Origin of the sequence: Bacteroides sp. AF32-8BH, assembly GCF_003435205.1 — a bacterium.
Taxonomy (GTDB): domain Bacteria; phylum Bacteroidota; class Bacteroidia; order Bacteroidales; family Bacteroidaceae; genus Bacteroides; species Bacteroides ovatus.
The window spans coordinates 18,060-42,867 of the sequence record NZ_QVLZ01000044.1; the positions used below are offsets into that span (position 1 = coordinate 18,060).

At 42.7% G+C, this 24,808-nt stretch carries 23 protein-coding genes; 16 read left to right on the forward strand and 7 right to left on the reverse strand.

Annotated features, from left to right (window positions below; translation table 11 throughout):
- Positions 1–24 precede the first annotated feature (24 nt).
- Positions 25–1,443, reverse strand: a complete 1,419-nt coding sequence (locus DWZ47_RS24175; protein ID WP_117514949.1) for a DUF4419 domain-containing protein — start codon at positions 1,441–1,443, stop codon at positions 25–27.
- Between the two features lie 214 nt (positions 1,444–1,657).
- Between DWZ47_RS24175 and dinB the strand changes: the two genes are divergently transcribed.
- The 3 genes from dinB to DWZ47_RS24190 all read left to right on the forward strand — a co-directional run bounded on the left by dinB (position 1,658) and on the right by DWZ47_RS24190 (position 5,816).
- On the forward strand, positions 1,658–2,749 hold the full coding sequence (gene dinB, locus DWZ47_RS24180) for a DNA polymerase IV (RefSeq protein ID WP_117514951.1): 1,092 nt from the start codon (positions 1,658–1,660) through the stop codon (positions 2,747–2,749).
- A gap of 371 nt (positions 2,750–3,120) precedes the next feature.
- Positions 3,121–5,055 (forward strand): heparinase II/III family protein, encoded by a 1,935-nt coding sequence (locus tag DWZ47_RS24185; protein ID WP_117514953.1) that lies wholly within the window; start codon positions 3,121–3,123, stop codon positions 5,053–5,055.
- A gap of 59 nt (positions 5,056–5,114) precedes the next feature.
- The gene (locus tag DWZ47_RS24190; protein ID WP_117514955.1) at positions 5,115–5,816 is read left to right on the forward strand and encodes a DUF4627 domain-containing protein; all 702 of its coding nucleotides are present in this window, start codon (positions 5,115–5,117) and stop codon (positions 5,814–5,816) included.
- Between the two features lie 160 nt (positions 5,817–5,976).
- On the opposite strand, the gene DWZ47_RS24195 is transcribed toward DWZ47_RS24190, so the two are convergent.
- Both DWZ47_RS24195 and DWZ47_RS30750 read right to left on the reverse strand, forming a co-directional pair.
- Positions 5,977–7,155: a C1 family peptidase gene (locus tag DWZ47_RS24195; protein WP_117514957.1), complete on the reverse strand. Its 1,179-nt coding sequence runs from the start codon at positions 7,153–7,155 to the stop codon at positions 5,977–5,979.
- Between the two features lie 93 nt (positions 7,156–7,248).
- The gene (locus tag DWZ47_RS30750; RefSeq protein WP_004301914.1) at positions 7,249–7,386 is read right to left on the reverse strand and encodes a hypothetical protein; all 138 of its coding nucleotides are present in this window, start codon (positions 7,384–7,386) and stop codon (positions 7,249–7,251) included.
- A gap of 324 nt (positions 7,387–7,710) precedes the next feature.
- On the opposite strand from DWZ47_RS30750, the gene DWZ47_RS24200 reads away from it, so the two are divergent.
- The 11 genes from DWZ47_RS24200 (at position 7,711) to DWZ47_RS24250 (ending at position 19,550) form a co-directional block, all read left to right on the forward strand.
- Entirely contained in the window at positions 7,711–10,470 is a 2,760-nt protein-coding gene (locus DWZ47_RS24200) for a transglutaminase domain-containing protein (protein WP_117514959.1), read from the forward strand.
- A gap of 81 nt (positions 10,471–10,551) precedes the next feature.
- Complete coding sequence (locus DWZ47_RS24205; protein ID WP_117514961.1) at positions 10,552–10,989, forward strand: hypothetical protein; 438 nt, start codon at positions 10,552–10,554, stop codon at positions 10,987–10,989.
- Between the two features lie 103 nt (positions 10,990–11,092).
- The gene (locus DWZ47_RS24210) at positions 11,093–11,647 is read left to right on the forward strand and encodes a 4Fe-4S dicluster domain-containing protein (RefSeq protein ID WP_004304723.1); all 555 of its coding nucleotides are present in this window, start codon (positions 11,093–11,095) and stop codon (positions 11,645–11,647) included.
- Positions 11,648–11,649: 2 nt separating this feature from the next.
- Entirely contained in the window at positions 11,650–12,516 is an 867-nt protein-coding gene (locus DWZ47_RS24215) for a CoB--CoM heterodisulfide reductase iron-sulfur subunit B family protein (protein WP_004325045.1), read from the forward strand.
- The gene (locus DWZ47_RS24220; protein WP_004301921.1) at positions 12,504–14,504 is read left to right on the forward strand and encodes a CoB--CoM heterodisulfide reductase iron-sulfur subunit A family protein; all 2,001 of its coding nucleotides are present in this window, start codon (positions 12,504–12,506) and stop codon (positions 14,502–14,504) included. Before DWZ47_RS24215 ends, DWZ47_RS24220 begins: the two co-directional genes overlap by 13 nt.
- A gap of 14 nt (positions 14,505–14,518) precedes the next feature.
- Positions 14,519–14,992 carry a hydrogenase iron-sulfur subunit gene (locus tag DWZ47_RS24225; RefSeq protein WP_117514963.1) on the forward strand — a complete coding sequence of 158 codons (474 nt, stop codon included), beginning with the start codon at positions 14,519–14,521 and terminating at the stop codon, positions 14,990–14,992.
- Positions 14,985–15,785 carry a 4Fe-4S binding protein gene (locus tag DWZ47_RS24230; RefSeq protein ID WP_004304727.1) on the forward strand — a complete coding sequence of 267 codons (801 nt, stop codon included), beginning with the start codon at positions 14,985–14,987 and terminating at the stop codon, positions 15,783–15,785. The genes DWZ47_RS24225 and DWZ47_RS24230 overlap by 8 nt, the downstream gene beginning before the upstream one ends.
- Before the next feature lie 9 nt (positions 15,786–15,794).
- Positions 15,795–16,808: a 4Fe-4S dicluster domain-containing protein gene (locus tag DWZ47_RS24235; protein WP_117514965.1), complete on the forward strand. Its 1,014-nt coding sequence runs from the start codon at positions 15,795–15,797 to the stop codon at positions 16,806–16,808.
- Positions 16,801–17,643 (forward strand): FAD/NAD(P)-binding protein, encoded by an 843-nt coding sequence (locus DWZ47_RS24240; RefSeq protein WP_117514967.1) that lies wholly within the window; start codon positions 16,801–16,803, stop codon positions 17,641–17,643. The genes DWZ47_RS24235 and DWZ47_RS24240 overlap by 8 nt, the downstream gene beginning before the upstream one ends.
- Positions 17,644–17,889: 246 nt before the next feature.
- Positions 17,890–18,321, forward strand: a complete 432-nt coding sequence (locus DWZ47_RS24245) for a hypothetical protein (RefSeq protein ID WP_004304733.1) — start codon at positions 17,890–17,892, stop codon at positions 18,319–18,321.
- A gap of 14 nt (positions 18,322–18,335) precedes the next feature.
- On the forward strand, positions 18,336–19,550 hold the full coding sequence (locus DWZ47_RS24250) for a sodium ion-translocating decarboxylase subunit beta (protein ID WP_117514969.1): 1,215 nt from the start codon (positions 18,336–18,338) through the stop codon (positions 19,548–19,550).
- 118 nt (positions 19,551–19,668) lie between these two features.
- Here DWZ47_RS24250 and DWZ47_RS24255 read toward each other — a convergent pair whose 3' ends face one another.
- The 4 genes from DWZ47_RS24255 to DWZ47_RS24270 form a co-directional block, all read right to left on the reverse strand.
- Positions 19,669–20,424 carry a copper homeostasis protein CutC gene (locus tag DWZ47_RS24255; RefSeq protein WP_115484312.1) on the reverse strand — a complete coding sequence of 252 codons (756 nt, stop codon included), beginning with the start codon at positions 20,422–20,424 and terminating at the stop codon, positions 19,669–19,671.
- A gap of 64 nt (positions 20,425–20,488) precedes the next feature.
- Positions 20,489–22,024, reverse strand: a complete 1,536-nt coding sequence (gene rny / locus DWZ47_RS24260) for a ribonuclease Y (RefSeq protein ID WP_004313412.1) — start codon at positions 22,022–22,024, stop codon at positions 20,489–20,491.
- Between the two features lie 123 nt (positions 22,025–22,147).
- Positions 22,148–22,438: a cell division protein ZapA gene (locus tag DWZ47_RS24265; protein ID WP_004304741.1), complete on the reverse strand. Its 291-nt coding sequence runs from the start codon at positions 22,436–22,438 to the stop codon at positions 22,148–22,150.
- Positions 22,439–22,449: 11 nt separating this feature from the next.
- On the reverse strand, positions 22,450–22,743 hold the full coding sequence (locus tag DWZ47_RS24270; RefSeq protein ID WP_004313411.1) for a hypothetical protein: 294 nt from the start codon (positions 22,741–22,743) through the stop codon (positions 22,450–22,452).
- 467 nt (positions 22,744–23,210) lie between these two features.
- On the opposite strand from DWZ47_RS24270, the gene DWZ47_RS24280 reads away from it, so the two are divergent.
- Positions 23,211–24,308 carry an SMP-30/gluconolactonase/LRE family protein gene (locus DWZ47_RS24280; RefSeq protein ID WP_117514971.1) on the forward strand — a complete coding sequence of 366 codons (1,098 nt, stop codon included), beginning with the start codon at positions 23,211–23,213 and terminating at the stop codon, positions 24,306–24,308.
- Between the two features lie 125 nt (positions 24,309–24,433).
- Complete coding sequence (locus DWZ47_RS24285; RefSeq protein WP_004304747.1) at positions 24,434–24,805, forward strand: Lin0368 family putative glycerol transporter subunit; 372 nt, start codon at positions 24,434–24,436, stop codon at positions 24,803–24,805.
- The last annotated feature ends 3 nt before the right edge of the window (positions 24,806–24,808 follow it).

The following is a 24,808-nucleotide window of genomic DNA, read 5'->3' on the forward strand; positions in this document are numbered from 1 at the left end:
GTGTTCTTTACTATTATGGAGCTATCAATGGAGTTTTATTACCTCTCGTGAACCGTTTATTTTTATATCAGTATCAGGCAATAATCTTTTGATACGTTCTATTCCCTCTTTGGTTATCTTTCCATATAAACTCAACGATCCGATTTTAATCTTTGATATTTCATCAGGTATATCAATTGTGTCGATAAATTGGATATCCAGTCTTTTTATTTCTTTGAGTTCTAACAGTACAGCCGGAAATTCTTTTACTCTGATATTGATGCCACTTCCCCAGCCATCCTTTTGAGCATCAGCACTTAATTTACTTTTTAATCCATCCTTATTAACATCTTTCTTCCTGACCATCCAACCAATTTGCGGTCGTAGAGCAAAAGTCTTGCTGTTTTGCTCTAATCCGATGAAACCCGCCCAAAATTCTAATGGAGTTTCTTTGACGCCATCGGTATATACTTCCTGATACTTTACATCTACCTTCACTATCTCATCAGGAAGACAATTTCTGCCTTCAAGCTGTTGCAGATTATTTCTTTTTCCTTCCTTATCATAAGGGAAAAACTTCACGATCCATCCATCAATGATATTGGGTGCTCCATACTTTTTCTGTGAATGATATTTAAACATATTGCGCCAAAAGTCCTTATTAACTTCTCCTTTGGATGCTTTGACAAATTCTTCCAAAAGAGGTTCCAGTTCTGAAATCCACCAATCGAGTTTGTATTCTTTCAAGCCTCTGGCTTTGTGCAGTAGTTTTTCCCAGTCCTCCGGTGTTCCTTCGAGAGTTATTTTAGGTATTCCACAGACAATGCGTATGATTATAAACTCAAAGTAAGGTTTCACAGCTTCCATGATTGTTATTTCGGAAGCAACTTTCTCTAAGGAGGTGGTCGTTGAAAAATTGCAAGTGAGCAGTTCAGTCAGATGATTGCCTGCGTATTGGGATATTTGTTTTGTAAATTGCGGAAAGATTTCCTCCCATGAAAGAGTAGGGTCTTCCAGCTTTTTATCTTCTCTCACAATTAAGGATAGTTTGCCGGAGAAATCAACAAGATCATTTCTCATAGATTCCTGATTGGCATTGATATGGCGTGCAAATCCTTGGCTGATTAATAGCCAAATCATGTCCGGGGACAATACGAATGGCCTGTGATCCGCATAAGCCTGATACATACCGTTGAAAAAAGAATTAGGGCCAAAAGAAACGAGACTGTCGGGAGGTTCGCTCTTTGCAATGATATGATAAGGAACCTTGATATTCTTCTCTTTTATCTCATAAGGCTCTATGTCCATATCCGATAATATAAGACTCTCATAAATTTCATTCGGGGAGTGTAGATTAAGTAATTCTTCAGGCTTTGAAAGCTTTTCGACCTTAAAAGTGATTCCATTTTGAGCGAATATCGGAACACTGAAAAGTATTAATAAGTAAAATAGTGCGTTTCTCATAATCTTAAAGAGTTGTAGGATAGTGTAAACTTATCAGGTACATCTATGCTTTGAATAGACGATATGCAAATATAATATTATAAGAACTATCTTTGACAGGATATTGAATGTTTTTTGATTTATCTCTATAAAAATCATAAGCGCATTATTTCTTGAACCGATAAACAGGAATTATTCGGGAATTTGTAGTAAGTTTGCTCTGCTAATCCTAACAATGACGCAGAGAAAGATTATACATATCGACATGGATGCCTTCTATGCCTCTGTAGAACAGCGTGATAACCCGGAACTTCGTGGCAAGCCTTTGGCGGTAGGTCATGCAGAAGAGCGGGGAGTCGTGGCTGCTGCCAGCTATGAAGCCCGGCGTTACGGTGTCCGTTCCGCCATGGCTTCGCAAAAGGCGAAGCGTCTTTGTCCCCAACTCATTTTTGTACCTGGCAGGATGGATGTTTATAAATCCGTTTCCCGTCAGATACATGAGATTTTCCACGAATATACAGATCTCATCGAACCTCTGTCTCTGGATGAGGCTTTCTTGGATGTCACTGAAAACAAGAAAGATATTTCTCTGGCTGTGGACATAGCAAAGGAAATAAAGCAGAAGATTAGGGAACAACTCAACCTTGTTGCGTCTGCCGGAATTTCTTATAATAAGTTTCTGGCTAAAATAGCTTCAGACTATCGCAAACCGGATGGCTTATGTACCATTCATCCGGAACAAGCCCTTGATTTTATCGCCCGTCTTCCTATCGAATCTTTTTGGGGAGTGGGGCCGGTGACTGCGAAAAAGATGCATCTACTTGGCATCCACAACGGACTGCAATTACGGAAATGCTCTCTTGAAATGCTGACAGCCCATTTCGGAAAAGCCGGCGCGTTGTATTACGAATGTTCACGGGGAATTGACGAACGCCCTGTCGAAGCAATTCGTATCCGTAAATCCATCGGCTGCGAACGTACATTGGAACGTGATATTTCAGCCCATTCATCAGTTATAATCGAATTATATCACGTTGCAGTAGAGCTGATTGAGCGTCTTCAGCGAAAAGACTTCAAAGGGAATACACTTACCTTGAAAATCAAGTTTCATGATTTTAGTCAGATAACCCGAAGTTTGACTCAATCGCAGGAATTAACGACTTTAGACCGAATACTTCCATTGGCAAAGGAACTACTTAAAAGCGTGGAATACGAGCAACATCCAATCCGGCTCATCGGCCTTTCTGTCTCCAATCCAAGAGAGGAAGCCGATGAACAACACGGTGTTTGGGAACAGTTGAGCTTTGAATTTAGCGATTGGGATTGAGGGCGAAGAGGAGGAAGAAATAGAGGGATGAACAGGAAAGAGTAGGGGATGAAAAAATGGGAATCAACGAATGAAAAAAGGAAGAGAATAGAATGTCAAAACAGAGCCTCTATTTGAAGTAAACAGAACCTCTATTTTCCCCAAACGGAGCTTCTGTTTTTTTTTAAACTGTACCTTTGTTTTTCCGAAATGAGTCCCCGGTTTCTGTATGGCTTAAATCGTTCTTACTATGACTTAAAAGCCTAAAATATAGCAATTATGAGTACTATTTTTGTCGTCTGTACTTTTTTGTCATCAGGTTCGTATGATTTACTCACCTCATTTTTCTTCAGATACACTATCTTTGCAATACTTAAATGAATGAAAATACCATGACTCGAATGAAACATTTGCTTTGTGTTTTTCTGGTAGCAGCTTTGGGGAGTTTCTCTTTCAAGGCAAACGCTTATACCGAACGCAATATGCTGCAAAAAGCGGCTGACGAGACTACGTTGAAAAACGTGTTAATAATGAAACAGGCTTGGGTGCCTTATCCTGCTTATACCGATCGTGCCGCCTGGGATTCCTTGATGGGACCCAACAAACAACGTCTCATCGAAGCCGGTGAAAAACTTCTCGACTACAAATGGCAACTGATACCTGCCACTGCCTATCTGGAATACGAACGTAGCGGTAACCGCAAAGTGATGGAAGTTCCTTATGACGCCAACCGCCAGGCACTCAACACCCTGATGCTCGCCGAACTGGCCGAAGGAAAAGGACGTTTCATCGACCAACTATTGAACGGAGCATACATGAGCTGTGAAATGAATTCATGGGTTCTATCCGCACACTTGCCGCGCCAGAGCAGTAAACGTTCACTTCCCGACTTCCGCGAACAGATTATCGACCTCGGCTCAGGCGGATACGGAGCATTAATGGCTTGGGTGCATTATTTTTTCCGCAAACCATTCGACAAAATCAATCCCGTAGTATCCTTGCAAATGCGTAAGGCAATCAAAGAACGTATTCTCGATCCGTACATGAACGACGATGAAATGTGGTGGATGGCTTTTAACTGGAAACCGGGAGAAATCATCAACAACTGGAATCCCTGGTGCAACTCTAATGCCCTGCAATGTTTCTTACTGATGGAAAACAATAAGGATAAGTTGGCAAAAGCCGTTTATCGTTCCATGAAGTCAGTCGATAAATTTATCAATTTCGTGAAATCCGATGGTGCCTGTGAAGAAGGTACATCCTACTGGGGACACGCCGCCGGAAAACTTTATGACTACTTGCAGATACTCTCTGACGGTACAGGCGGTAAACTGTCTCTGTTCAATGAACCGATGATCCGTCGTATGGGTGAATATATGTCACGCTCCTATGTCGGCAATGGCTGGGTAGTGAACTTTGCCGATGCATCGGCGCAAGGGGGAGGTGATCCATTGTTAATCTATCGCTTCGGTAAAGCTGTAAACAGCGATGAAATGATGCATTTTGCCGCATACCTGCTGGATGGTAGAAAACCCTATGCCAGCATGGGTAACGATGCTTTCCGTTCACTTCAATCCCTGCTTTGCTGCAACGACCTCGCTAAAGCGACTCCCAAACATGATATGCCGGATGTGACCTGGTATCCCGAAACGGAATTTTGCTACATGAAGAATAAAAATGGTATGTTCATTGCCGCCAAAGGCGGATTTAATAACGAAAGCCACAACCACAACGATGTAGGAACCTTCTCTTTATACGTAAATACGATTCCTGTGATTATTGATGCTGGTGTAGGTACATATACCAAACAGACGTTCGGTAAAGACCGCTATACCATCTGGACCATGCAGAGTAACTATCATAACTTGCCGATGATTAACGGAGTACCGCAGAAATTCGGGCAGGAGTATAAAGCTACCAATACCGTTTGCAATGAGAAGAAACGGATGTTCTCTACGGATATAGCTACTGCTTATCCGGCAGAAGCGAAAGTGAAAAGCTGGGTTCGCTCTTATGCTCTTGATGATAAAAAACTCATTATTGGTGATATTTATACGTTGGATGAAGCTATTGCTCCTAATCAAATGAACTTTTTAACTTGGGGCAATGTGACTTTCCCGTCAGCCGGAAAAATCCGCATCGAAGTAAAGGGACAAAAGGTGGAAATGAACTATCCGCCGCAGTTTAAAGCCGAATTGGAAACAATCAAACTGGATGATCCGCGCCTGTCTAACGTATGGGGCAAAGAGATTTACCGCATCACACTAAAGACTGAAGAAAAGAAAGTGACTGGTAAATATGGATTTGTTATTCAACAAGTGAAGTAGGATGAAATAGATTTTTAAAGCTAGAAAAAATAAAGTATAAACAATTAAATCACAGTAAGATGAAAAAAGTATTATTTGCCGGGCTTTTGGCCCTTGCAGGAGTAAGCGTAAGTGCGCAGAACCTGATAAAAAACGAAAAATTCGCCACTGAAGTAAAGACTAAAGTGACTAATGCCAATAAAGCTACCGCAGGAGAGTGGTTTATCATGAATAATGAAGCTGACGGTGTAACTACTATTGCCTGGGAAGAAACAGGAGATGCCAAATATCCGAATGCAATGAAATTGGATAACTCCGGTGCTGAAAAGAATCTCTCTTGGTATAAAGCTTTCCTGGGACAACGTATTACCGATGGTTTGGACAAAGGTATCTATGTTCTTACTTTTTATGCAAAGGCAAAAGAAGCAGGAACTCCGGTCAGTGTATACATCAAACAGACCAATGAGGAAAAGAATGATAATGGTAAGTACAATACTACTTTCTTCATGCGTAGAGACTATGACGCGGATGCTCAACCGAATGCTTCGGGTGCACAATACAATTTTAAAATTAAAGAGGCCGGTAAATGGACTAAAGTAGTGGTTTACTATGATATGGGACAAGTGGTAAATGCTATTAGCAGCAAGAAAGCAAATGCTAACTTGGAAGTGTCTGATACAGACGATGATGCTGCTATTCTGAAAGATTGTTATGTGGCTATTCTTTCCCAGAACAAAGGCGGTGTTGTAGAAATCAGCGACGTGACATTGAAAAAGAAATAAAGAGCAAAGGATTTAATATAGTAGGTTACAAAAAAATAGGGCAGTGAAGTAGTGATACTTCGTTGCCCTATTTCTTTTGTTAATATGAATATAATGGAGAGTTCCGATTAAATAAATGTATGAAACAGTCAATCTCCCTTTGGGACTGATTTCATGCGATTTATTGAATACCGAGTTTCTTCTTCAGTTCCTTAGGCAGAGAATCTTTGTGTACCATCACACAGATTGTTTTAGCACGTACATAGCTTTCAGACATATTCAGATAACCTCCGGATTTGTTGCTTTCCGCTCCCCAGGAATTCTTGGTGATATAATATTTAGTACCATTCTGATCTTTCACAATACCGGTGATGTGCATCAGGTGGTCGTCAGTTGTCACAAACTTCTCGTAACCATCCTGACGGATTTCCGGTGTTACGTTGATTTCCGGATAAGGATGCTCAAACTTGAACACTTCGTCCATTCGTTGATATTTTGGCATTTTCTCAAAACGGGCACGGTCGGTAGTCGAGTAATCTTTCACATCCTCCACTTGCGGGTTAATGGCGATTCCGTTCTTGAAAGAGAAACCCTGTTCGCTTACGTCACCGTCCCAACATACGGTATATCCTTTGTTTAGTGCATAGTCGATAGCCCCGACCAGTTCGTCCAACGGAAGATTATACATCGGCTGGTTTTCCCAGTTGTCGGGAACTTCAGGCGAGAATGTCTCATAATAAGGCTTGTGAGTGAAACTAGTCAACTCAACGTAATCATCCATATTCAATCCCAGACTTTCAGTGAAAGATTGAGGAGTATATTCTTTTCCTTTATAAGTGAATTTTTCGGGAAGCTTGCCCAGATAAATATCGAACAGATTATTAATAAGCGCATCAAATTGCGGAGTACGCTTTTTAGATTCAATATTTGCGTCTACCAATGCTTTAAGGTAGCGTGACAATGCTCCGTGATTGTGGTCTTTCTTATCGCCCGGCAATCCGGTGTACACTTCTTCCGGAACGATTCCCGCTTTCTTATAAGCGTTTTTGAAAGTGTGTGCCAAACTTCCTTCACCGATACTTCCTTTACCACGACGGAGATAATTGTCCTCCATCTGATTCATGTACTTTTGGCGGACGATAAACATTTCCGAGAGATCATATTCTCCTTTTCCCATTCGGAGCAGTTCCGACTCCATGAAAGAAGCGGTGGCAAAGCACCAGCAGGTTCCTGTGGAACCCTGATCTTTAACAGGCGTTGCTTGGTGGGATACAACGGTTGTGAACTCATAACCGGGTGTTTGTGCAAAAGAGGTTACGACCAATAAGAGGAGCGCAACCGACATAAATAGCTTTTTCATAATGTGTTTTATTATCTTTCTTCTGCAAATGTATAAAAAAAGCGAGGATACTCGAAAGTTCCTCGCTCTATTTATTATAATTAGTGTGTTTATTTACATGGCAACCTGCTGTGACAGCAGTTTTTGAAGTTTACCGTTTAATGTTTGGCACATGGCACCATTTCCCATTGCTTGATAGCGTTTAATACGGTACTGTAACATCATAATTTTTTCATTTGCATTCTTTTTCATAATTTGTTTCCTCTTTTTTTGCCCTCCACGTTTTGAAGAGCGGTTTTACATCTTGTTTTCTCTAATAACACTGCAAAGATACAAATTGTTTTCGAATTATATGCTGTAAAACATAAAAATCTTCTTTTTCTTTTGAATTTTCTTTTTATAAGGGTTCGAACACGGTCTATATTACAAACCTGTTACAAAATTCCTGGATTTTCTCATCAATGACAATATTATTCTTATCTATCACATTTTTATGTACTTATCTAGGTATTCAGAAAATATTCTTCTATTTTTGTCAGTCAGCAACCTTATTAATAGAATAAACCAAACACTTATATGAAAACATTCACCCATCTTTTGTGCGTCCTGATTTTGTCGATTGTACTGTTTGCTTGTAACAATGCTCACTTCCTCAAAGAAGAATCCTACCGGAATCAAGTAGCTCAAGACTTTGAGCAGAAAAAACAGGCACTTCCTCACGGAGATTTATTTGCAATCTTTGCCGATTCTATTTTGTCAGTCTACGAGCGCGAAGCATTGATGTTTCTCTACGCTTATATGCCGATAGGGGATGTGACGGACTATCCGGGAGATTATTACTTGGAGAATGTCCGGCTGTCGAAGCAGACACGTGACGAGATGCCTTGGGGCAAAGAGATTCCCGATGAAGTGTTCCGTCATTTTGTTCTGCCGATCCGGGTGAATAACGAGAATCTGGATGATTCCCGCCGTGTGTTTTATGGTGAACTGAAAGACAGGGTGAAGGGACTGCCGATGAAAGACGCGATATTGGAGGTGAATCACTGGTGTCATGAGAAAGTAGTCTATCGTCCGAGTGACGCGCGTACCAGCTCACCATTGGCATCCGTCAAAACAGCGTATGGGCGTTGTGGCGAAGAGTCTACCTTTACGGTGGCTGCGCTCCGGGCGGTCGGTATTCCGGCACGGCAAGTGTATACGCCCCGCTGGGCGCATACGGATGACAATCATGCTTGGGTGGAAGCATGGGCGGATGGACATTGGTATTTCTTCGGAGCCTGTGAACCGGAACCGGTTTTGAACTTGGGATGGTTTAATTCCCCTGCCAGTCGGGGAATGTTGATGCATACCAAGGTTTTCGGACGTTACAACGGTCCGGAAGAGATCATGCTTGAGACACCGAATTATACGGAAATCAATGTAACGGAGAATTATGCTCCAATCGCAAAAGCGTTGGTAACGGTGAAAGATAGGAATGGACAACCTGTCACCGGAGCAAGAGTGGAGTTTAAAGTATATAACTATGCGGAGTTCTATACAGTGGCTACTAAATATACTGATGCCAGTGGTCAAGTGTCATTAACGGCCGGTAAGGGAGATATGTTGGTATGGGCTTCCGATAAAGGGACATTCGGCTTTTCCAAGCTATCCTTCAGCAAGCAACCGGAATTGACATTGACACTTGATAAGAAGGAAGGAGATATATTTGAAGAGGATATTGATATCGTTCCTCCTGTTGAGAATCCTATTTTACCGGAAGTAACGCCAGAGCAGCGGGCGGAGAATGACCGGAGAATGATGCAGGAGGATTCGATTCGCAATGCTTATGTCGCTACTTTCCCGACTGCGGAACAAGCTGATTCCATTATAGCCTGTTTGAAGGGAAAATCAGGTTCGTTTGTAAGGAAGGCACTGGCTTCTTTCTTAGTGGAATCAAGAGGAAATCATGATGTATTGGTTCGTTTTCTGAATGAGGCAGACCGACAGGGAAAATTAATGAAAGGAGCGGCTTTGTTGTCTGTGCTTACTAAAAAAGATCTTCGTGATGTACCTTATGAAGTATTGATTGATCATTTATTGAATACGAAAGATGTTCCTAACTATTTATATGATTGTGTTATACCCTCCTTGCGCTGTATGGATGCTTCGGTTGGAGATATTTATGACATACTTGCTCCCCGTATTTCAACGGAGGTATTGACGCCTTATAAATCGTTCTTTCAGTCTAAGTTCTCCGAAACGGAAATAGATACCTTTCGAAATCATCCGCAAGCTTTAGTTGAATGGGTAAACCGTAATATTACGATTGATGAGGAAAATAACTTTCTGCGTATTCCTATTTCTCCGGAAGGGATTTGGCGTGCGAAGGTGGCGGATTCATTTTCACGGGATATTTTCCTTGTGGCTTTGGCGCGTAGCCTGAATATTGCTGCTGATATGAGAAAGATGGATGGACGCATAAGCTATATGGATCCTGAAAAGGATGAATGGGGGGATAATAGATATGTGGAAGTTGATTTCGATAAACAAGAAGAAGTGGAGGCATCCAGAGGCATTTATCGTTTTTATGAGGACGGTAAGGCAATTGCTCGTGATGATAAGAGAGTAAAGTATTATAATAAGTTTACCATTTCCAGGTTGCGGGAGGGCAGACCAGAATTGATTAGCTGTGACGAAGAACATCCCGAGTTGCGATATATAGGGACATTGGATACCGGATATTACTTGTTGGTTACTGGCACAAGGCTTGCTGATGGAGGTGTGTTGGCGAGAATTTCTTCTTTTGTATTACCTGCACAGAAAGACGAATTCAAACCTGTAGCGACCAAAGTACCTTATCATTTGCGTGAATCCGGAGAAAAAGTGGCTGTTATCGGTAATTTCAATTCCGAATCGCTTTTTGCACCGGTGGAGGGAATAGGAGAGAAAGTGATATCTTTGTCAAAACAGAGTATTCTGCAAACCTGTGGGCGTGGCTATTTTGTAGTAGCTGTTCTTGGGGTAGGGCAGGAGCCTACCAATCATGCACTAAGAGATATAGCCGCTTTGGGCAATGACTTCGAACAATGGGGGCGTAAGATGGTCTTTCTTTTCCCTTCGGAAGAACAATACAAAAAATTTAATGCCGACGAATTCAAAGGACTACCGTCTACCATCACTTACGGTATTGATACTGATGATAGCATTCGGAAAGAAATTGTGCAAGCGATGAATTTGAATAACTCCATTCTGCCAGTGTTTATTATTGCAGATACATTTAATAGGGTAGTCTTTGTTTCTCAAGGATATACAATAGGTTTAGGTGAGCAATTGATGAAAGTTGTACATGGCTTGTAGGAAAGAATCTATATGAATAATCGTTAATTCTTGTCCTTAATGCGTTTTTTCGGAAAAGAATGATTACGTTTGCAGCAAATTATGGCTAAATATATTTTTTGCATATTAGCATGCGCATTTCTAGTATTGGGATTTAGTAATGTTTCCGATAAAAAATTGCAGGGATTTCAGAAAGAAACAGGAATCTCGGCTAATGATATGCAATATAAAGCAGAGTCATGTTGCTGCATTTCTTCTGCCGGCTTTGACAAGTCGGGCAAAGATTCTCGTTCACAGTTTGTTGACGAAACATCCAATTGTAAAGTTAGTGACTGCATTTTTGACAATATCTCTTTTCCGAGAAGCATTGTTCCTTTCAAGAACCTGAAGTTCAATACCAATACTGTGATTATACAGATATTGAGCTCTCTGAATGTTCTGCTTCCGGAGAATCGTTTGGGTCATACCGACCTTGATGTTAATTACACTAAATATTCGTGTAAGTATTACGTTTACACATTGGCGCATATTCTTATTTAGACTCTACTCTTGTCTTTGGGTAGGGTGAGGTGTGCCTGTTATTCTGATCCCTTCTGCCACTTTTTCCTTTATTTTATTTATTATCTATTTTATTCATGTCAACATGGAAAACAAAGAATGTATTTCCTGTGACTTGGAACAAAAGACGGGTATTAATGTGTCTTATTGCTACCAGTGTGGTAAGTGTACGGCCGGATGTGTGCTGTCAGAGGAGATGGATTATGCTCCCAGCTATATTCTCCGGTTGTTGCAGACAAAAAATGCTCAAAATGACCGTCGTGTGTTAAGTTCCAATGCCATCTGGATTTGCTTGAATTGCGAAAACTGTATTGCGAGGTGCCCTAAAGAGATCAACATTCCCAAAGTGATGGACTATCTGCGTGAGAGATCCCGTAAAGAAAGATGCATCCATAAAGAATCACGTCCTGTCGTAGCTTTTCACTCCGCTTTTCTCGAATCAGTGAAAAGAACGGGAAGGCTCTACGAAGTCGGATTAGTTGCAGGGTTTAAAGCCCGTACCTTACGTTTGACACAGGATTTGAATGTGGCCCCTGTAATGTTCGTCAAAGGGAAGCTCAACCTTTTTCCGGAACGGGTAAAAGATGAGAATAAGATCAAAAAGATATTTGCACAAACCATTGAAAAGACTCAAAAGTAGCTATGAAAATCGGTTTCTATCCGGGATGTTCGCTAAACGGAACTTCTCGTGAATACAATGAATCAGTCAAAGCACTGGCACAGGTGATGGGACTCGAACTGATCGAGTTGAAAGACTGGAATTGTTGCGGCGCAACGGCAGCTCACTCCATGAGTAAACAACTGTCTCTGGCCTTACCTACCCGTGTGTTGGCTTTGGCAGAACAACAGGGATTTCAAGAAATCGTTGTCCCCTGCGCTTCCTGTTACAATCGTTTGAGTGTTGCTCAATATGAATTATTGAACAATGAAGTATTGAAGGATGAAATACTGACTACAGTTGGAATGCGCTACCTCGGTAATGTGAAAATATTGAATGTCATCCAGATGATAGAGAAATATATGTTGGATGCATTAAAAGAGAAGATAGTACGTCCTTTTGCTCATCAAGTGGCTTGTTACTATGGCTGCTTGCTGGTGCGTCCCCATAAAATATTAAACTTCGACCGTCTGGAAGATCCGCAAAGCATGGACAAAATCATGTCTCTGATTGGTGCCACTCCTATTGACTGGGCTTTCAAAACAGAGTGCTGTGGTGCGGGCTTGTCCGTTTCTCGCACAGACCTTGTAGGACGTCTCTCGGGAAATATACTGAAAGATGCTGACGACCGGGGAGCGGAAGCTGTGATTGTGGCTTGTCCGATGTGTCATTCTAATTTGGATATGCGTCGCCCTGCTATTAACCACTATCTGGCAAAACCTGTTACCATACCGGTTCTTTATATCACACAGGCTATCGGACTGGCTGTCGGACTGACTCCCAAGGAATTGGGACTGGGACGTCATTTTGTAGCTGTAAATTTGAAGGAGGCGGAAGTATGTCTAAAATAGGAGTTTTTATCTGCCATTGCGGTGAAAATATCAGTGCAACTGTCGACTGCGAAAAAGTGGCCGAGGCGGCAAAAGAAATGGAAGGCGTTGCCTATGCCATTGATTATAAATATATGTGTTCCGATCCGGGACAGACATTGATTAAGAACGCCATTAAAGAATATGGATTGGATGGCGTTGTCGTTGCTGCCTGTTCTCCGCGAATGCATGAACCTACCTTTCGGAGAGCATGTGCGGAAGCCGGATTGAATCCTTATCTGTGCGAGATAGCTAATATTCGTGAGCATTGCTCTTGGGTACATGAGAAAGGGGAGGCAACTACCCGTAAGGCTGTTGATATTGTCAAAAGTCTGGTTGAAAAGGTAAAGCGGAATCATCCTTTGGTTCCCATTCAGGTTCCTATCACCAAAAAAGCACTGGTGATTGGAGGAGGAATTGCCGGAATTCAGGCAAGTCTGGACATCGCCAATTGCGGACATCAGGTCATTCTGGTAGAGAAAGAACCGTCCATCGGCGGACACATGTCACAGCTTTCGGAAACTTTTCCTACATTAGACTGTTCGCAGTGTATTCTTACTCCCCGAATGGTGGAAGTAGCGCAGCATCCGAATATCACTCTTTATACGTATGCCGAACTGGAGCATGTGGAAGGATTTATCGGTAATTTTAAAGCCAGTATACGCCTGAAAGCGAAGAGCATTGATGAGAAATTATGTACCGGTTGCGGACTTTGTACGACTAAATGTCCCAACAAAAAGATACCGAGCGAATTTAATGCCGGTTTGGGAATGCGTACAGCTATTTATGTTCCTTTTCCGCAAGCAGTGCCCAATAAACCGGTGATTGATAAAGAACATTGTACCCATTATCGCAATGGTAAATGCGGAGTCTGTGAAAAGCTATGTCCTACGGGGGCTATCCGTTTCGGACAAGAGGATCGTATTATCACCGAAGAAGTCGGAGCGATTGTAGTAACTACAGGATTCAATGTGTTGAATACAGACTTTTTTCCCGAATATGGATATGGGAAATATAAAGATGTCATTACCGGATTGCAGTTTGAGCGTCTGGCATCGGCTTCCGGTCCTACATTCGGAGAGATTCGCCGTCCGTCTGACGGACAGATTCCTCAAAAGATTGTATTTGTAGCCTGTGCCGGTTCCCGTGATCCGGCCAAAGGAATTCCTTATTGCTCTAAGATATGCTGTATGTACACAGCCAAACATGCGATGCTTTATCAGCACAAGGTGCATGGTGGCGAATCGTACGTGTTCTACATGGATATTCGTGCCGGAGGAAAGAATTATGAAGAATTTGTGCGCCGTGCCATTGAAGAGGATGGAGTGAATTACGTCCGTGGTCGCGTCGCCCGTATATATGAGAAGAACGGTAAATTGATTGTTAAAGGAGTAGACACCCTGTTGGGAGCATCACCTGTCGAGATAGAAGCTGACATGGTAGTGCTTGCCACAGCGGGAGTTGCCAACAAGGGAGCGGAAGAATTGGCGCAGAAGATGCACATTTCTTATGATCCTTATCAGTTTTTTGCCGAATCTCACCCCAAACTGAAACCGGTGGAAACGAATACAGCCGGAATCTATCTGGCAGGAGCCTGTCAGGCGCCGAAAGATATTCCCGAAACAGTGGGAATGGCTTCGGGAGCCGCTGTGAAAGTAGCAGGATTGTTTTCACAGGCAAATCTGGTTCGCGAGCCATTGATAGCCGTTGTCAATCGTACTGCTCCTCCGTTATTCAGTACTTGCGTAGGATGTTTCATGTGTCAGACAGCTTGTCCTTATCAGGCCATCGAACGTGAAGAAATAAAAGACAGGAATGGAAATGTAATAAAGACCGTAGCTAAAGTAAATCCCGGACTTTGTCAGGGTTGTGGTACTTGTGTTGCTTTCTGCCGTTCCAAATCTATTGATATACAAGGATATTCCAATGAACAGGTCTATGCCGAAGTGATGGCATTGCTGAACCATTAAAAAGAGAGTAAGCTATGAACGAAAATAAGATTGAGAATAATCAGGAATTTGAACCGCGCATTGTAGCTTTTGTCTGTAATTGGTGCACGTATGCCGGGGCAGACCTGACAGGTACGAGCAGGTTGAAGTATGCGACTAATGTAGAAATTGTCCGCTTCCCCTGCACAGGAAGAATTGACTTTATGTTACTGTTGAAAGCCTTTGCCGGAGGTGCTGATGGAATTATCGTTTCGGGTTGTCATCCGAATGACTGTCATTATACATCTGGAAACTTCCACGCACGTCGTCGTTGGATTGTATTCCGCGGACTGCTCAACTTCCTGGGAATTGATGTACGTCGTATCCGTTATTCATGGGTGTCGGCGGCAGAGGGGGCCAAGTGGGCTGATCTGGTGAATGAGACAGTTGCCGGAATCCGTGAACTGGGACCTTATCTGGAGTATCAGAAAGCTTCGGACTATTTGGAAAAGGAGGCTATCTATGAGTAAACTGACAGAAAAAGCAGTTGCTTTGTTACAAGAAGGAGAGGTGAATCTTGTGATAGGCTATGAAGAAGGAAACCACGGAACACGTCCTCTCTTTTGCCGGCAGGCTGAAAATGCCGACAGACTGATACTGGACGACCGTTGCACGAATAATATCGCAGTTTATCTGACAAAACGGGAATTGACAGGAACAGGCAAAGTGGCTATAACAGCTACAGTACCGGCATTACGGACGGTTGTTCAATTGGCATTCGAAAACCAGTTGAAAGAAGATAATCTTCTGGTATTGACCGTTGACGGACATGGAGAAGTTATCCAGTTTAAAGGATTCGATGAAATAAAAACATATCTGGCAGACTTTCCCTTGACTATTAGTGAGGAGAATCTTCAACTGATTGATCGTCTGAAAAAGATGAGTCGTGAAGAGCGGTGGAAATATTGGATGGAGGAAATGTCGAAATGCATCAAATGCTATGCTTGCCGGGCTGCCTGTCCGTTGTGTTATTGCAGCCGGTGTATTGTGGAGGTCAATTGTCCGCAGTGGGTACAACCCTGGTCTGCTCCGCTGACAAATATGGAGTGGCAGATTAACCGCGTGATGCACATGGCAGGACGCTGTATCGGTTGTGGCGCTTGTAAGCAAGCCTGTCCGGTGGGTATTCCTCTTCATTTGATGACGCAAAGTATGATGGAAGACATTCAGGGCGAGTTCGGGGTTGCTCCCGGTGCTATCAATCCTGCGGGAAATGTACTTTCTACCTTCAAGGCAGAAGATAAAGAGAACTTTATACATTAAAAGAAAGTAATGGAAAATCTACATATCAGTAAAAGCAGTCTGCAAGAATGGTTTCACCAGATGGTGAAAAAGGAGATGCATATTTTTGCTCCTGTGCGTTCAGGAGATAAAGTAGACTTCAAAAGAGTGACTTCTTACGATGAGGTAGCGACGGACTATGTGCAGACTACCCAGTCGGCTAAACGCTTTGCGTTCCCGAAAACAGAAGTTCTGTTCTCTTATCAGAAAGACGGGAAAGAAGCTACTTTGCAGGAAGCGGATATTCATGCCATTCCCGAAACGATTCTCTGGAAAATCCGTCCTTGTGATGCAGCAGGGTTTGCACCCCTTTCCGGCATTTTTAATTGGGATTATAAAGATAAACGATACAATGCCCGACGGGAGAAAATGACATTAATCAGCTTCAGTTGTGCACAATGCGATGAATCATGTTTCTGTACTTCCGTTCACGGGGGGGCCGGTAATACTGCCGGCAGTGATATTCAGATTACGGAGTTGCCGGATCAGAGTGCATTGGTGGAAGTCTTGACAGCAAAAGGCAAAGCATTGATTAAATTCTTTGTGAAAGAATATACACCTGCCGAAGAAATTGATAAGGAACAATATCTGGCATCCGTTCCCACCCGTTTCAATGTTGATGATGTACGTGAGAAGTTGGCGGGAGCATTCGACAGTCCTGTTTGGAAACAACAGTCCGAACGCTGTTTGGGATGTGGCGCATGCGCTTATGTTTGTCCAACCTGTGCCTGTTTTGATATTCAGGAAGATGCTAAAGGTTCGTCCGGTCATCGTGTCCGTTGTTGGGATTCTTGCGGCTTTTCGCTGTTTACCCTCCATACGTCCGGACATAATCCGCGCCCGACACAAAGCACCCGTTGGCGTCAGCGCATTTTGCATAAGTTCTCCTATATGCCTGAACGGATACAGGAAACCGGTTGTACCGGATGCGGGCGTTGTTCGCGTGCCTGCCCGGTAGATATGAATATACTTGAACACTTAATATCGATATCAAGCCATGAATGAGCAGTCGAATATATACCTTCCGCACCTGATGGTGATTGAGAAGATAACCCATGAAGCTCCGGGAGTCAAGACGTTCCGGTTAAAATTTAAAGACGAGAAGGAAGGAGAAGCTTTTCACTTCAAAGCCGGACAGTTCGGTGAATACTCTGCGTTTGGTGAAGGAGAGTCAACTTTTTGTATTGCTTCGTCGCCTACTCGTAAAGGATATATCGAGTGTACATTTCGCCAGGCAGGACGGGTGACTACCGGACTTGCCAAACTGGAAGAAGGAGCTACCGTCGGTTTTCGCGGACCTTTCGGAAACACATTTCCGTTGGACGAGTGGAAAGGAAAGAATCTGTTGTTCGTTGCAGGTGGTATAGCACTTCCGCCGATGCGTTGCGTCATCTGGAATGCATTGGACAGGCGGGAAGATTTTAAAGATATAACGATTGTTTACGGAGCCAAGTCTGTTAACGACTTGGTATATAAAGAAGAACTGAAAGAATGGGAAAACCGTCCGGATGTCAATCTGATAACTACGGTTGATCCTGGGGGCGAGACTTCCGACTGGACAGGAAAGGTCGGTTTTGTACCTTCAGTGCTTGAGGCTGCTGCACCTGCCAGTGCAGATTCCGTGGCAATAGTTTGCGGACCTCCGGTGATGATAAAGTTCACTTTTCCTGTATTGGAGAAGTTAGGCTTTGCCGATGAGAATATTTATACTACCTTGGAGAACCGGATGAAATGTGGTGTTGGAAAATGTGGACGGTGTAATGTCGGGAAGTTGTATGTCTGCAAAGACGGTCCTGTATTTACCAAAGCCCAGTTGAATGATATACCTCCTGAATACTAATGATAAGGTATTTAAGGACTAAAATATTGTGTTTTCCGTTGTGAAACGGGAGTTACGTCGTATAAAAGCAAGGATATATACCGAAGTGATTTCAGGCAAATAATATCCGCCGATTGTTTTTATATGGTGATGAGGAATGCCCAGTGGGATTAACTTTCATGTGTGTCTAAATTTTATAATGGTTTCACCATTGGGCGCCTCTTCTTTATTTTGAATATGATTGTACAACCTAATTTTTATATTGCTATGATTCATTTATTACTGTCTACTCTTGCGATGATGGGGCTTACTTTCCTCATCGGTTTTTTTGTCGCTGCGGTCATTAAGTTGATTGCTTATGCGGCTGATTCATTTGACTTTTATAGTTCCCACCGTTTGGAACTACTCCGGTTACGACGCTGGCGGCAGCATCGGCAGAAGGTGGAAAGATTAGTCCGGCAGATACCTATTGCAGATGAAGATGCTTTAGGTGATTCTCGTGAAGACTACAGTAGGGGGATTGACAGAAACTTTACTGGCTACTCCGGCTATTATCATGGAGTGAGTCCGGGAGCTTCAGAAAATAATCTGGTGAATTATTATTATTCGCAGGATACCCGTGAATTCTTTCTGCGGGAAGAAGAGCAGGCGCATGTCAATAAGAAGAACTCAAAGAAACTTACTAACAACAAACAATAAAAGGAAACTAATTTATGGAAAATATAGATTTTGCTACCTTATTTCAAGGTATTGGTACAATGATGGCAAGCGGATGGGTACTTGCTTCTGCAAGAGTTTTTCTGGCACTGCTCGGTCTGTTACTAATCTATTTAGGTTGGAAAGGTATCCTCGAACCTATGGTGATGATCCCTATGGGACTGGGAATGGTAGCTATCAACTGCGGAACACTGATTATGCCCGACGGCACACTGGGTAACCTCTTTCTTGATCCAATGCTTTCAGATACGGATCAATTAATGAATACCATGCAGATAGATTTCCTGCAACCTGTTTACACTCTGACGTTTAGTAATGGACTCATAGCTTGCTTTGTCTTTATGGGTATCGGGACGCTTTTGGATGTCGGATTCCTGCTTCAGAAACCATTTGCAAGTATATTCCTTGCTCTGTGTGCAGAATTGGGCACTTTCCTGACAGTTCCTATTGCTTTCGCTCTCGGCCTGACTCTCAAAGAAAGTGCATCAGTGGCTATGGTAGGTGGAGCAGACGGACCGATGGTATTGTTTACTTCACTGGCATTGGCAAAGCATTTGTTTGTGCCTATTACGGTGGTTGCCTATCTTTATTTAGGATTGACGTATGGAGGCTATCCTTACCTTGTGAAACTGTTGGTTCCCAAACGTTTCCGTTCTATTAAGATGGTGACAAAGAAGGCTCCGAAGAATTACGATGCCAAAGTGAAACTGGCTTTCTCTGCTGTTCTTTGTGCTATTCTCTGTTTCTTATTCCCGGTAGCTTCTCCTTTGTTCTTCTCTTTGTTCCTGGGGGTTGCTGTTCGTGAGTCGGGTATGAAACACATTTATGATTTTGTGAGCGGTCCGCTACTTTATGGATCGACTTTTATGTTGGGCGTGTTGCTGGGTGTACTTTGTGATGCACATCTGCTGCTCGATCCGAAGATATTGAAACTATTAGTATTAGGCATTGTAGCATTATTACTTTCCGGTATCGGAGGAATAATCGGAGGATATATCATGTATATTATTAAACGGGGTAATTACAATCCGGTCATCGGTATTGCGGCTGTTAGCTGTGTGCCGACTACCGCAAAGGTTGCACAAAAGATTGTAAGCAAAGATAATCCGGACTCATTCATCTTGGGAGATGCCTTGGGAGCTAATATCTCGGGAGTAATTACTTCGGCTATTATTACAGGTATTTATATTACGGTGATTCCTTATTTATAAATAAAGGTATAGCGGTTTTTCTTGATACCGCTGGTGGTAATGCAAAATAGAAATGGTGAACAAAAGGCTTAAAGCTGTATGTTCACCATTTCTTAGTATATAGTAGAGAGGCGATAACTTACATTCCTTTATATAAAGCCTCCACTGTTTCTTTGACTCTTCGCACGGAAGTCACATTTCGTTCGTACTCGTTGATATGTACTGTTCCTCCCATTGAGACAACTTCATTTCTGAATTTCATTTCACTTTGAATACTTTCGCGTGCCGAGAAATGAAACTCATTGATTCCGGTTTCTGCCGCAATCCGCGCAATATTATTTTCATTTACTCCACAGCCGGCAAGTAACGTAATTCTTCCCGCAGCCAGTCCTTGCAATTCTTTTAAAAGACCGATACCTTGTTCAGCCGTAGGTTGCTGCCCGGAAGTCAGAATACGGTTGCATCCCAGCTCTATGATCTCCTCCAGTGCCTTTTGAGGATTACGACATACGTCAAATGCCCGGTGGAAGGTGACTGACAGCCCTTTAGAGGCTTCCATTAGGATCTGCATTGATGTCAAGTCTACTTCGCCGTCTGCTGTCAGGCAACCGAATACGACTCCGTCTGCCCCCAATCTCCGTGCGATTTCGATGTCTTTCAGCATTGTTCTGATTTCTATATCCGAATAAAGAAAATCTCCTCCACGTGGCCGGATAATAACATGCAGGCGGGTATGAGTCAGTACTTCTCTTGCAATGGCTATTTCACCATAGGAAGGGGTTGTCCCGCCTTCCGGTATTCCGGCACATAATTCCACGCGGTTGGCACCACCTTCCTGTGCAGCCAGGCAGCTTTCCACTGAATTCGTACAAATCTCAATTTGATACTTTTCCATAGTCGTATACTAAAAAAGGGCGAATTTCTTCGCCCTTATATGAATCTTCTTTTGAATGGTTTCTTTATTTAGCGAAACTAACCGCACGTGTTTCACGAATGACGGTAATCTTCACTTGTCCCGGATAAGTCATTTCATCCTGAATCTTCTTAGCGATTTCGCCTGACAGGCTTTCTGTCTGCTTGTCGTCAATCTTATCCGCACCAACGATAACACGGAGTTCGCGCCCTGCCTGGATAGCATAAGTCTTTGTTACACCCGGATAAGCCATAGCCAGTTGTTCGAGATCGTTCAGACGCTTGATGTAAGCCTCTACGATTTCGCGGCGTGCACCCGGGCGTGCACCGGAGATGGCGTCACATACTTGTACGATAGGAGCCAGCAAACTGGTCATTTCTGTTTCGTCATGGTGAGCACCGATAGCGTTGCAGATATCCGGTTTTTCTTTGTATTTCTCGGCAAGTTTCATACCCAACAATGCGTGCGGCAATTCCGGCTCTTCATCGGGCACTTTACCGATATCATGCAGCAAACCTGCACGTTTTGCTTTCTTCGGGTTCAGTCCCAGTTCCGATGCCATCACAGCACAAAGGTTGGCTGTTTCGCGTGCATGCTGCAACAAGTTCTGACCGTATGAAGAACGATATTTCATCTTACCGATGATACGGATCAATTCAGGATGTAGACCGTGGATACCCAGGTCGATGGTAGTACGTTTACCCGTTTCGATAATTTCTTCTTCCACCTGTTTGCGTACTTTAGCTACCACTTCCTCGATACGGGCCGGATGGATACGTCCGTCAGTCACAAGCTGATGCAGGGCCAAACGGGCAATTTCACGGCGAACCGGGTCGAAGGCAGAAAGAACGATTGCTTCCGGGGTATCGTCTACAACGATTTCAACACCGGTAGCAGCTTCCAGAGCACGGATATTACGTCCTTCACGTCCGATAATACGTCCCTTGATTTCATCCGATTCGATATGGAATACTGTAACAGAGTTTTCAATGGCAGTTTCCGTAGCCACCCGTTGGATAGACTGAATAACGATACGTTTAGCTTCTTTGCTGGCAGTTAATTTGGCATCATCCATAATGTCGTTGATGAATGATTGTGCCTGCGTTTTAGCTTCTTCTTTCAGTGATTCTACCAGGCGTTCTTTGGCCTCTTCGGCAGACAATCCGGAGATTGCTTCCAGTTTATCGATTTCCTGCTGTTGCAGTTTATCGAGTTCTTCTTTTTTCTTATCAACAATCACAAGTTGCGCTTCCAGGTTCTCTTTTACCGCTTCGGCTTCCATCTTTTTACGTTGGATTTCTTCCTGACGCTGGCTAAGTACCATTTCACGTTGCTTCAACTTGTTTTCCGCTTGCTGAATCTTCTGATTCCGCAATGCTACCTCCTTTTCAAGGTCTGCTTTCTTATTCAGGAATTTCTCCTTCACTTCCAGCAGCTTGTTTTTCTTAATTACTTCCGCTTCCGTCTCCGCTTCTTTCAGGACATTATCGTATTTGGATTTCAGTACATACCGGAATAGTATATATGAAAGGACTCCTCCTACGATGAAGCAAGCAATTGCTGTTGCTATTATTGCTATCATTCTACATTTAATTTAAGTATATAAATAAAAACGCACCGCCAAATATCAAAGCAATTATTTTTGCTTGGATATTGTGCAGTGCGTGGTTGTTTTATCTCTTATCAGCGAATAGCCGGTCGGGATTTATTCTTCCTTAAAATAATCCTCCAGCAATTCTGTCAGTTCTTTTACCTTCTCCACATAGGGGCTGGTATCATTACGTTGCATCAATTGCAGTCTCTCTAACGAGAACTGATAGGCTACCATGGCAATAATTTTTTCGGGTTCCAGATTTTTATAGACTTCCCGATACTTATTAAGCCTGATATTTACCTGCTTGGCGGCTTCCCGTACCATTTGTTCTTCCTCACGGTTGATGGTTAACGGGTAGTTTGAGTCTGCTATCTGCAGGTTTATCTTTATTTTATCGTTCATACATCTTCTTCTTATTCATTCAACAAAGCGATGCATTTATCGACTTCACGCACTAATTTTGACAATCGCAGCTTCGTCTCTTTTACGTCGCTGCCGTTAAGGCTGATTGCCGTAGCTGTTTTTAGGTTTGTATAGCTGACTTCCAATTCATCGTATTGAGCTTGTACCTTCTCGTTTTTCAGCTTTTCATTTTCGAGAAGCTTCTTCAACTCGGCATTTTCACGCTTAAGTTCATCGTGCAAATAAATCAAATGCCGTAGTTGCGTTTCAAAGGAATTCAATAACTTTTTTTCTTCTTCTGTCATCACTACACCAAAATTGTACACAAAAATACGATTAACTCTGATATTACAAAAACTTTTCGGGAGAAAATGTTCTTTTTAGCCTAAATTAGCTATGAACGGAGGGAAAAGTGGAGCATTGCATAGGAAGCGAATACAGACTGCTTATAATAATATAAGGTATATATCATATAAACTGATTATGATGACATACTTATAAAGGCATCTCGTATATGTTATTTTACAAAGGATTGTTTTTCTATTCTCTCCGTATTCTATTTTCACTTTCTCCATATCCCGCTTCCCATTCTTCCATATTCTAGTATTTATCTCTCTATTCATCGCTCAAATTAGCTGTTTCTGCGTCATATTGAACAAATTTTGTCCTTTATTGAATTGTCATTTTCCTTCTTTGCTGATAAATACCAGTATGTTTGCGTACCGAACTAACGGACTCAAATTATAAACATAAACATTTGTATTATCTAACCATGAAAAAGTATTATTTACTATCTCTTGTGACCGCTTCTTTGATAGGAACAACCTGTATTCAATGTACTTCTCCAAAACAAAAAAGTGGAGAGAATACTCTTCCGCAGAAAAGTGAATTGTTTGCAACCCTGCCGGATTGTTGTCCGACACCGGACGGAATGGCTGTCGCTCCCAATGGAGATTTAATTTTGGCTTGTCCGAACTTTGCAGATATTACACAACCTGCTTGTCTGATGCGTATCACTAAAGATGGCAAGATAACGAAGTGGCTCGATGTTCCTGTATTGGAAGAAACCGGTTGGGCTTCTCCGATGGGGATTGCTTTTAATGAAGAAGGCGACTTGTTTATTTGCGATAATCAAGGTTGGAGCGGAGCAGAGAAAGCGAAGAATAAAGGACGCGTTCTTTGCCTGAAGTTTGATAACGGTCAATTGAAAGAAACAATCACTGTAGCATCCGGTATGGAACACCCAAACGGTCTTCGTATCCGTAATGGGAAATTGTATGTCACTCAAAGTTCATTATCACAAATCAAAGATCCTTCGGGATTGCTTGTCAGTGGGGTATATTGTTTTGATATGAATGACCGTGATGTGGCAGTTACGAATACATTCGAAGATAAAAATCTCATTACCACTGTTATCACGAAGAATCCTGAAGTGCAATACGGATTGGATGGAATCGTATTTAATGAAGCGGGCGATCTCTTTGTAGGAAACTTCGGTGATGGTGCCGTTCATCGCATTAAGATGGATGCGGAAGGTAAAGTGGTAAGTAATGATGTATGGGCACAAGATACCACCCAGTTACGCACGACGGATGGAATGTGCATAGATGATAAAGGAAATATCTGGGTAGCAGACTTCTCGGCAAATGCGGTAGCACGCATTGATAAAGATGGAAAGATTCAGCGCATTGCTCAAAGTCCTGATTGTGACGGTAGCGACGGAGGTTTGGATCAGCCGGGCGAACCTATCGTGTGGAACGGACAAGTAATCGTATCTTGTTTCGACTTGGTAACCGGACCGGATAAGGTAAACACTGCGCATGACAAGCCTTTTACATTGGCTAAACTGTCATTGGAAGAAAAAGAATAGGAACTAGGCACGGATTACGCGGATTCCATGGTTTTAAATGCCGTTAGGTGACTCTTAGCCGTGTTATCCGTGTAATCCGTGTGTGAAAAACATTATTAATTAAAGAATACACCTCATTAAATAACATGAAAAAATATCTATCAACCTTTGCCGGCTCCGCTATCTGTGGTGGATTTGCATTTGGCATCTGGCCGGAACTTTGGAAGACATACGGCCTGATGGGAGGCTGGCTGGCGGCAACATTGATTATCGGCATTATGTGGTATATGAATCACTATCATGGAGCCATCCTCAATCCTCCGGGAAAAATATGGTTGGACCAAGGATGGTGCATCGGTTCTGCCGGAATCGCTTGGGGAATTGTCCGCTTTCAGGGCGATATAACCAACTTCTTTTATGCGGTACCCACCTTAATCTGTTGTCTGATAGGAGGTGCCCTGGCAGGAATACTAGTATGGAAAATCCGTTCGTGCGATTGTGCCCGGAAGATAAATTAAGGA

Bases quoted from the DNA above. Each gene is read 5' to 3' on its own strand.
- DWZ47_RS24250 (WP_117514969.1), top strand. From the start codon at position 18,336: ATGGAAAATATAGATTTTGCTACCTTATTTCAAGGTATTGGTACAATG.
- DWZ47_RS24255 (WP_115484312.1), bottom strand. From the start codon at position 20,424: ATGGAAAAGTATCAAATTGAGATTTGTACGAATTCAGTGGAAAGCTGC.
- DWZ47_RS24245 (WP_004304733.1), top strand. From the start codon at position 17,890: ATGATTCATTTATTACTGTCTACTCTTGCGATGATGGGGCTTACTTTC.
- DWZ47_RS24190 (WP_117514955.1), top strand. From the start codon at position 5,115: ATGAAAAAAGTATTATTTGCCGGGCTTTTGGCCCTTGCAGGAGTAAGC.
- DWZ47_RS24220 (WP_004301921.1), top strand. From the start codon at position 12,504: ATGTCTAAAATAGGAGTTTTTATCTGCCATTGCGGTGAAAATATCAGT.
- DWZ47_RS24265 (WP_004304741.1), bottom strand. From the start codon at position 22,438: ATGAACGATAAAATAAAGATAAACCTGCAGATAGCAGACTCAAACTAC.
- DWZ47_RS24185 (WP_117514953.1), top strand. From the start codon at position 3,121: ATGACTCGAATGAAACATTTGCTTTGTGTTTTTCTGGTAGCAGCTTTG.
- DWZ47_RS24230 (WP_004304727.1), top strand. From the start codon at position 14,985: ATGAGTAAACTGACAGAAAAAGCAGTTGCTTTGTTACAAGAAGGAGAG.
- DWZ47_RS24235 (WP_117514965.1), top strand. From the start codon at position 15,795: ATGGAAAATCTACATATCAGTAAAAGCAGTCTGCAAGAATGGTTTCAC.
- DWZ47_RS24205 (WP_117514961.1), top strand. From the start codon at position 10,552: ATGGCTAAATATATTTTTTGCATATTAGCATGCGCATTTCTAGTATTG.
- DWZ47_RS30750 (WP_004301914.1), bottom strand. From the start codon at position 7,386: ATGAAAAAGAATGCAAATGAAAAAATTATGATGTTACAGTACCGTATT.
- DWZ47_RS24175 (WP_117514949.1), bottom strand. From the start codon at position 1,443: ATGAGAAACGCACTATTTTACTTATTAATACTTTTCAGTGTTCCGATA.
- DWZ47_RS24225 (WP_117514963.1), top strand. From the start codon at position 14,519: ATGAACGAAAATAAGATTGAGAATAATCAGGAATTTGAACCGCGCATT.
- DWZ47_RS24280 (WP_117514971.1), top strand. From the start codon at position 23,211: ATGAAAAAGTATTATTTACTATCTCTTGTGACCGCTTCTTTGATAGGA.
- DWZ47_RS24195 (WP_117514957.1), bottom strand. From the start codon at position 7,155: ATGAAAAAGCTATTTATGTCGGTTGCGCTCCTCTTATTGGTCGTAACC.
- DWZ47_RS24270 (WP_004313411.1), bottom strand. From the start codon at position 22,743: ATGACAGAAGAAGAAAAAAAGTTATTGAATTCCTTTGAAACGCAACTA.
- DWZ47_RS24200 (WP_117514959.1), top strand. From the start codon at position 7,711: ATGAAAACATTCACCCATCTTTTGTGCGTCCTGATTTTGTCGATTGTA.
- rny (WP_004313412.1), bottom strand. From the start codon at position 22,024: ATGATAGCAATAATAGCAACAGCAATTGCTTGCTTCATCGTAGGAGGA.
- DWZ47_RS24240 (WP_117514967.1), top strand. From the start codon at position 16,801: ATGAATGAGCAGTCGAATATATACCTTCCGCACCTGATGGTGATTGAG.
- DWZ47_RS24285 (WP_004304747.1), top strand. From the start codon at position 24,434: ATGAAAAAATATCTATCAACCTTTGCCGGCTCCGCTATCTGTGGTGGA.
- dinB (WP_117514951.1), top strand. From the start codon at position 1,658: ATGACGCAGAGAAAGATTATACATATCGACATGGATGCCTTCTATGCC.
- DWZ47_RS24215 (WP_004325045.1), top strand. From the start codon at position 11,650: ATGAAAATCGGTTTCTATCCGGGATGTTCGCTAAACGGAACTTCTCGT.
- DWZ47_RS24210 (WP_004304723.1), top strand. From the start codon at position 11,093: ATGGAAAACAAAGAATGTATTTCCTGTGACTTGGAACAAAAGACGGGT.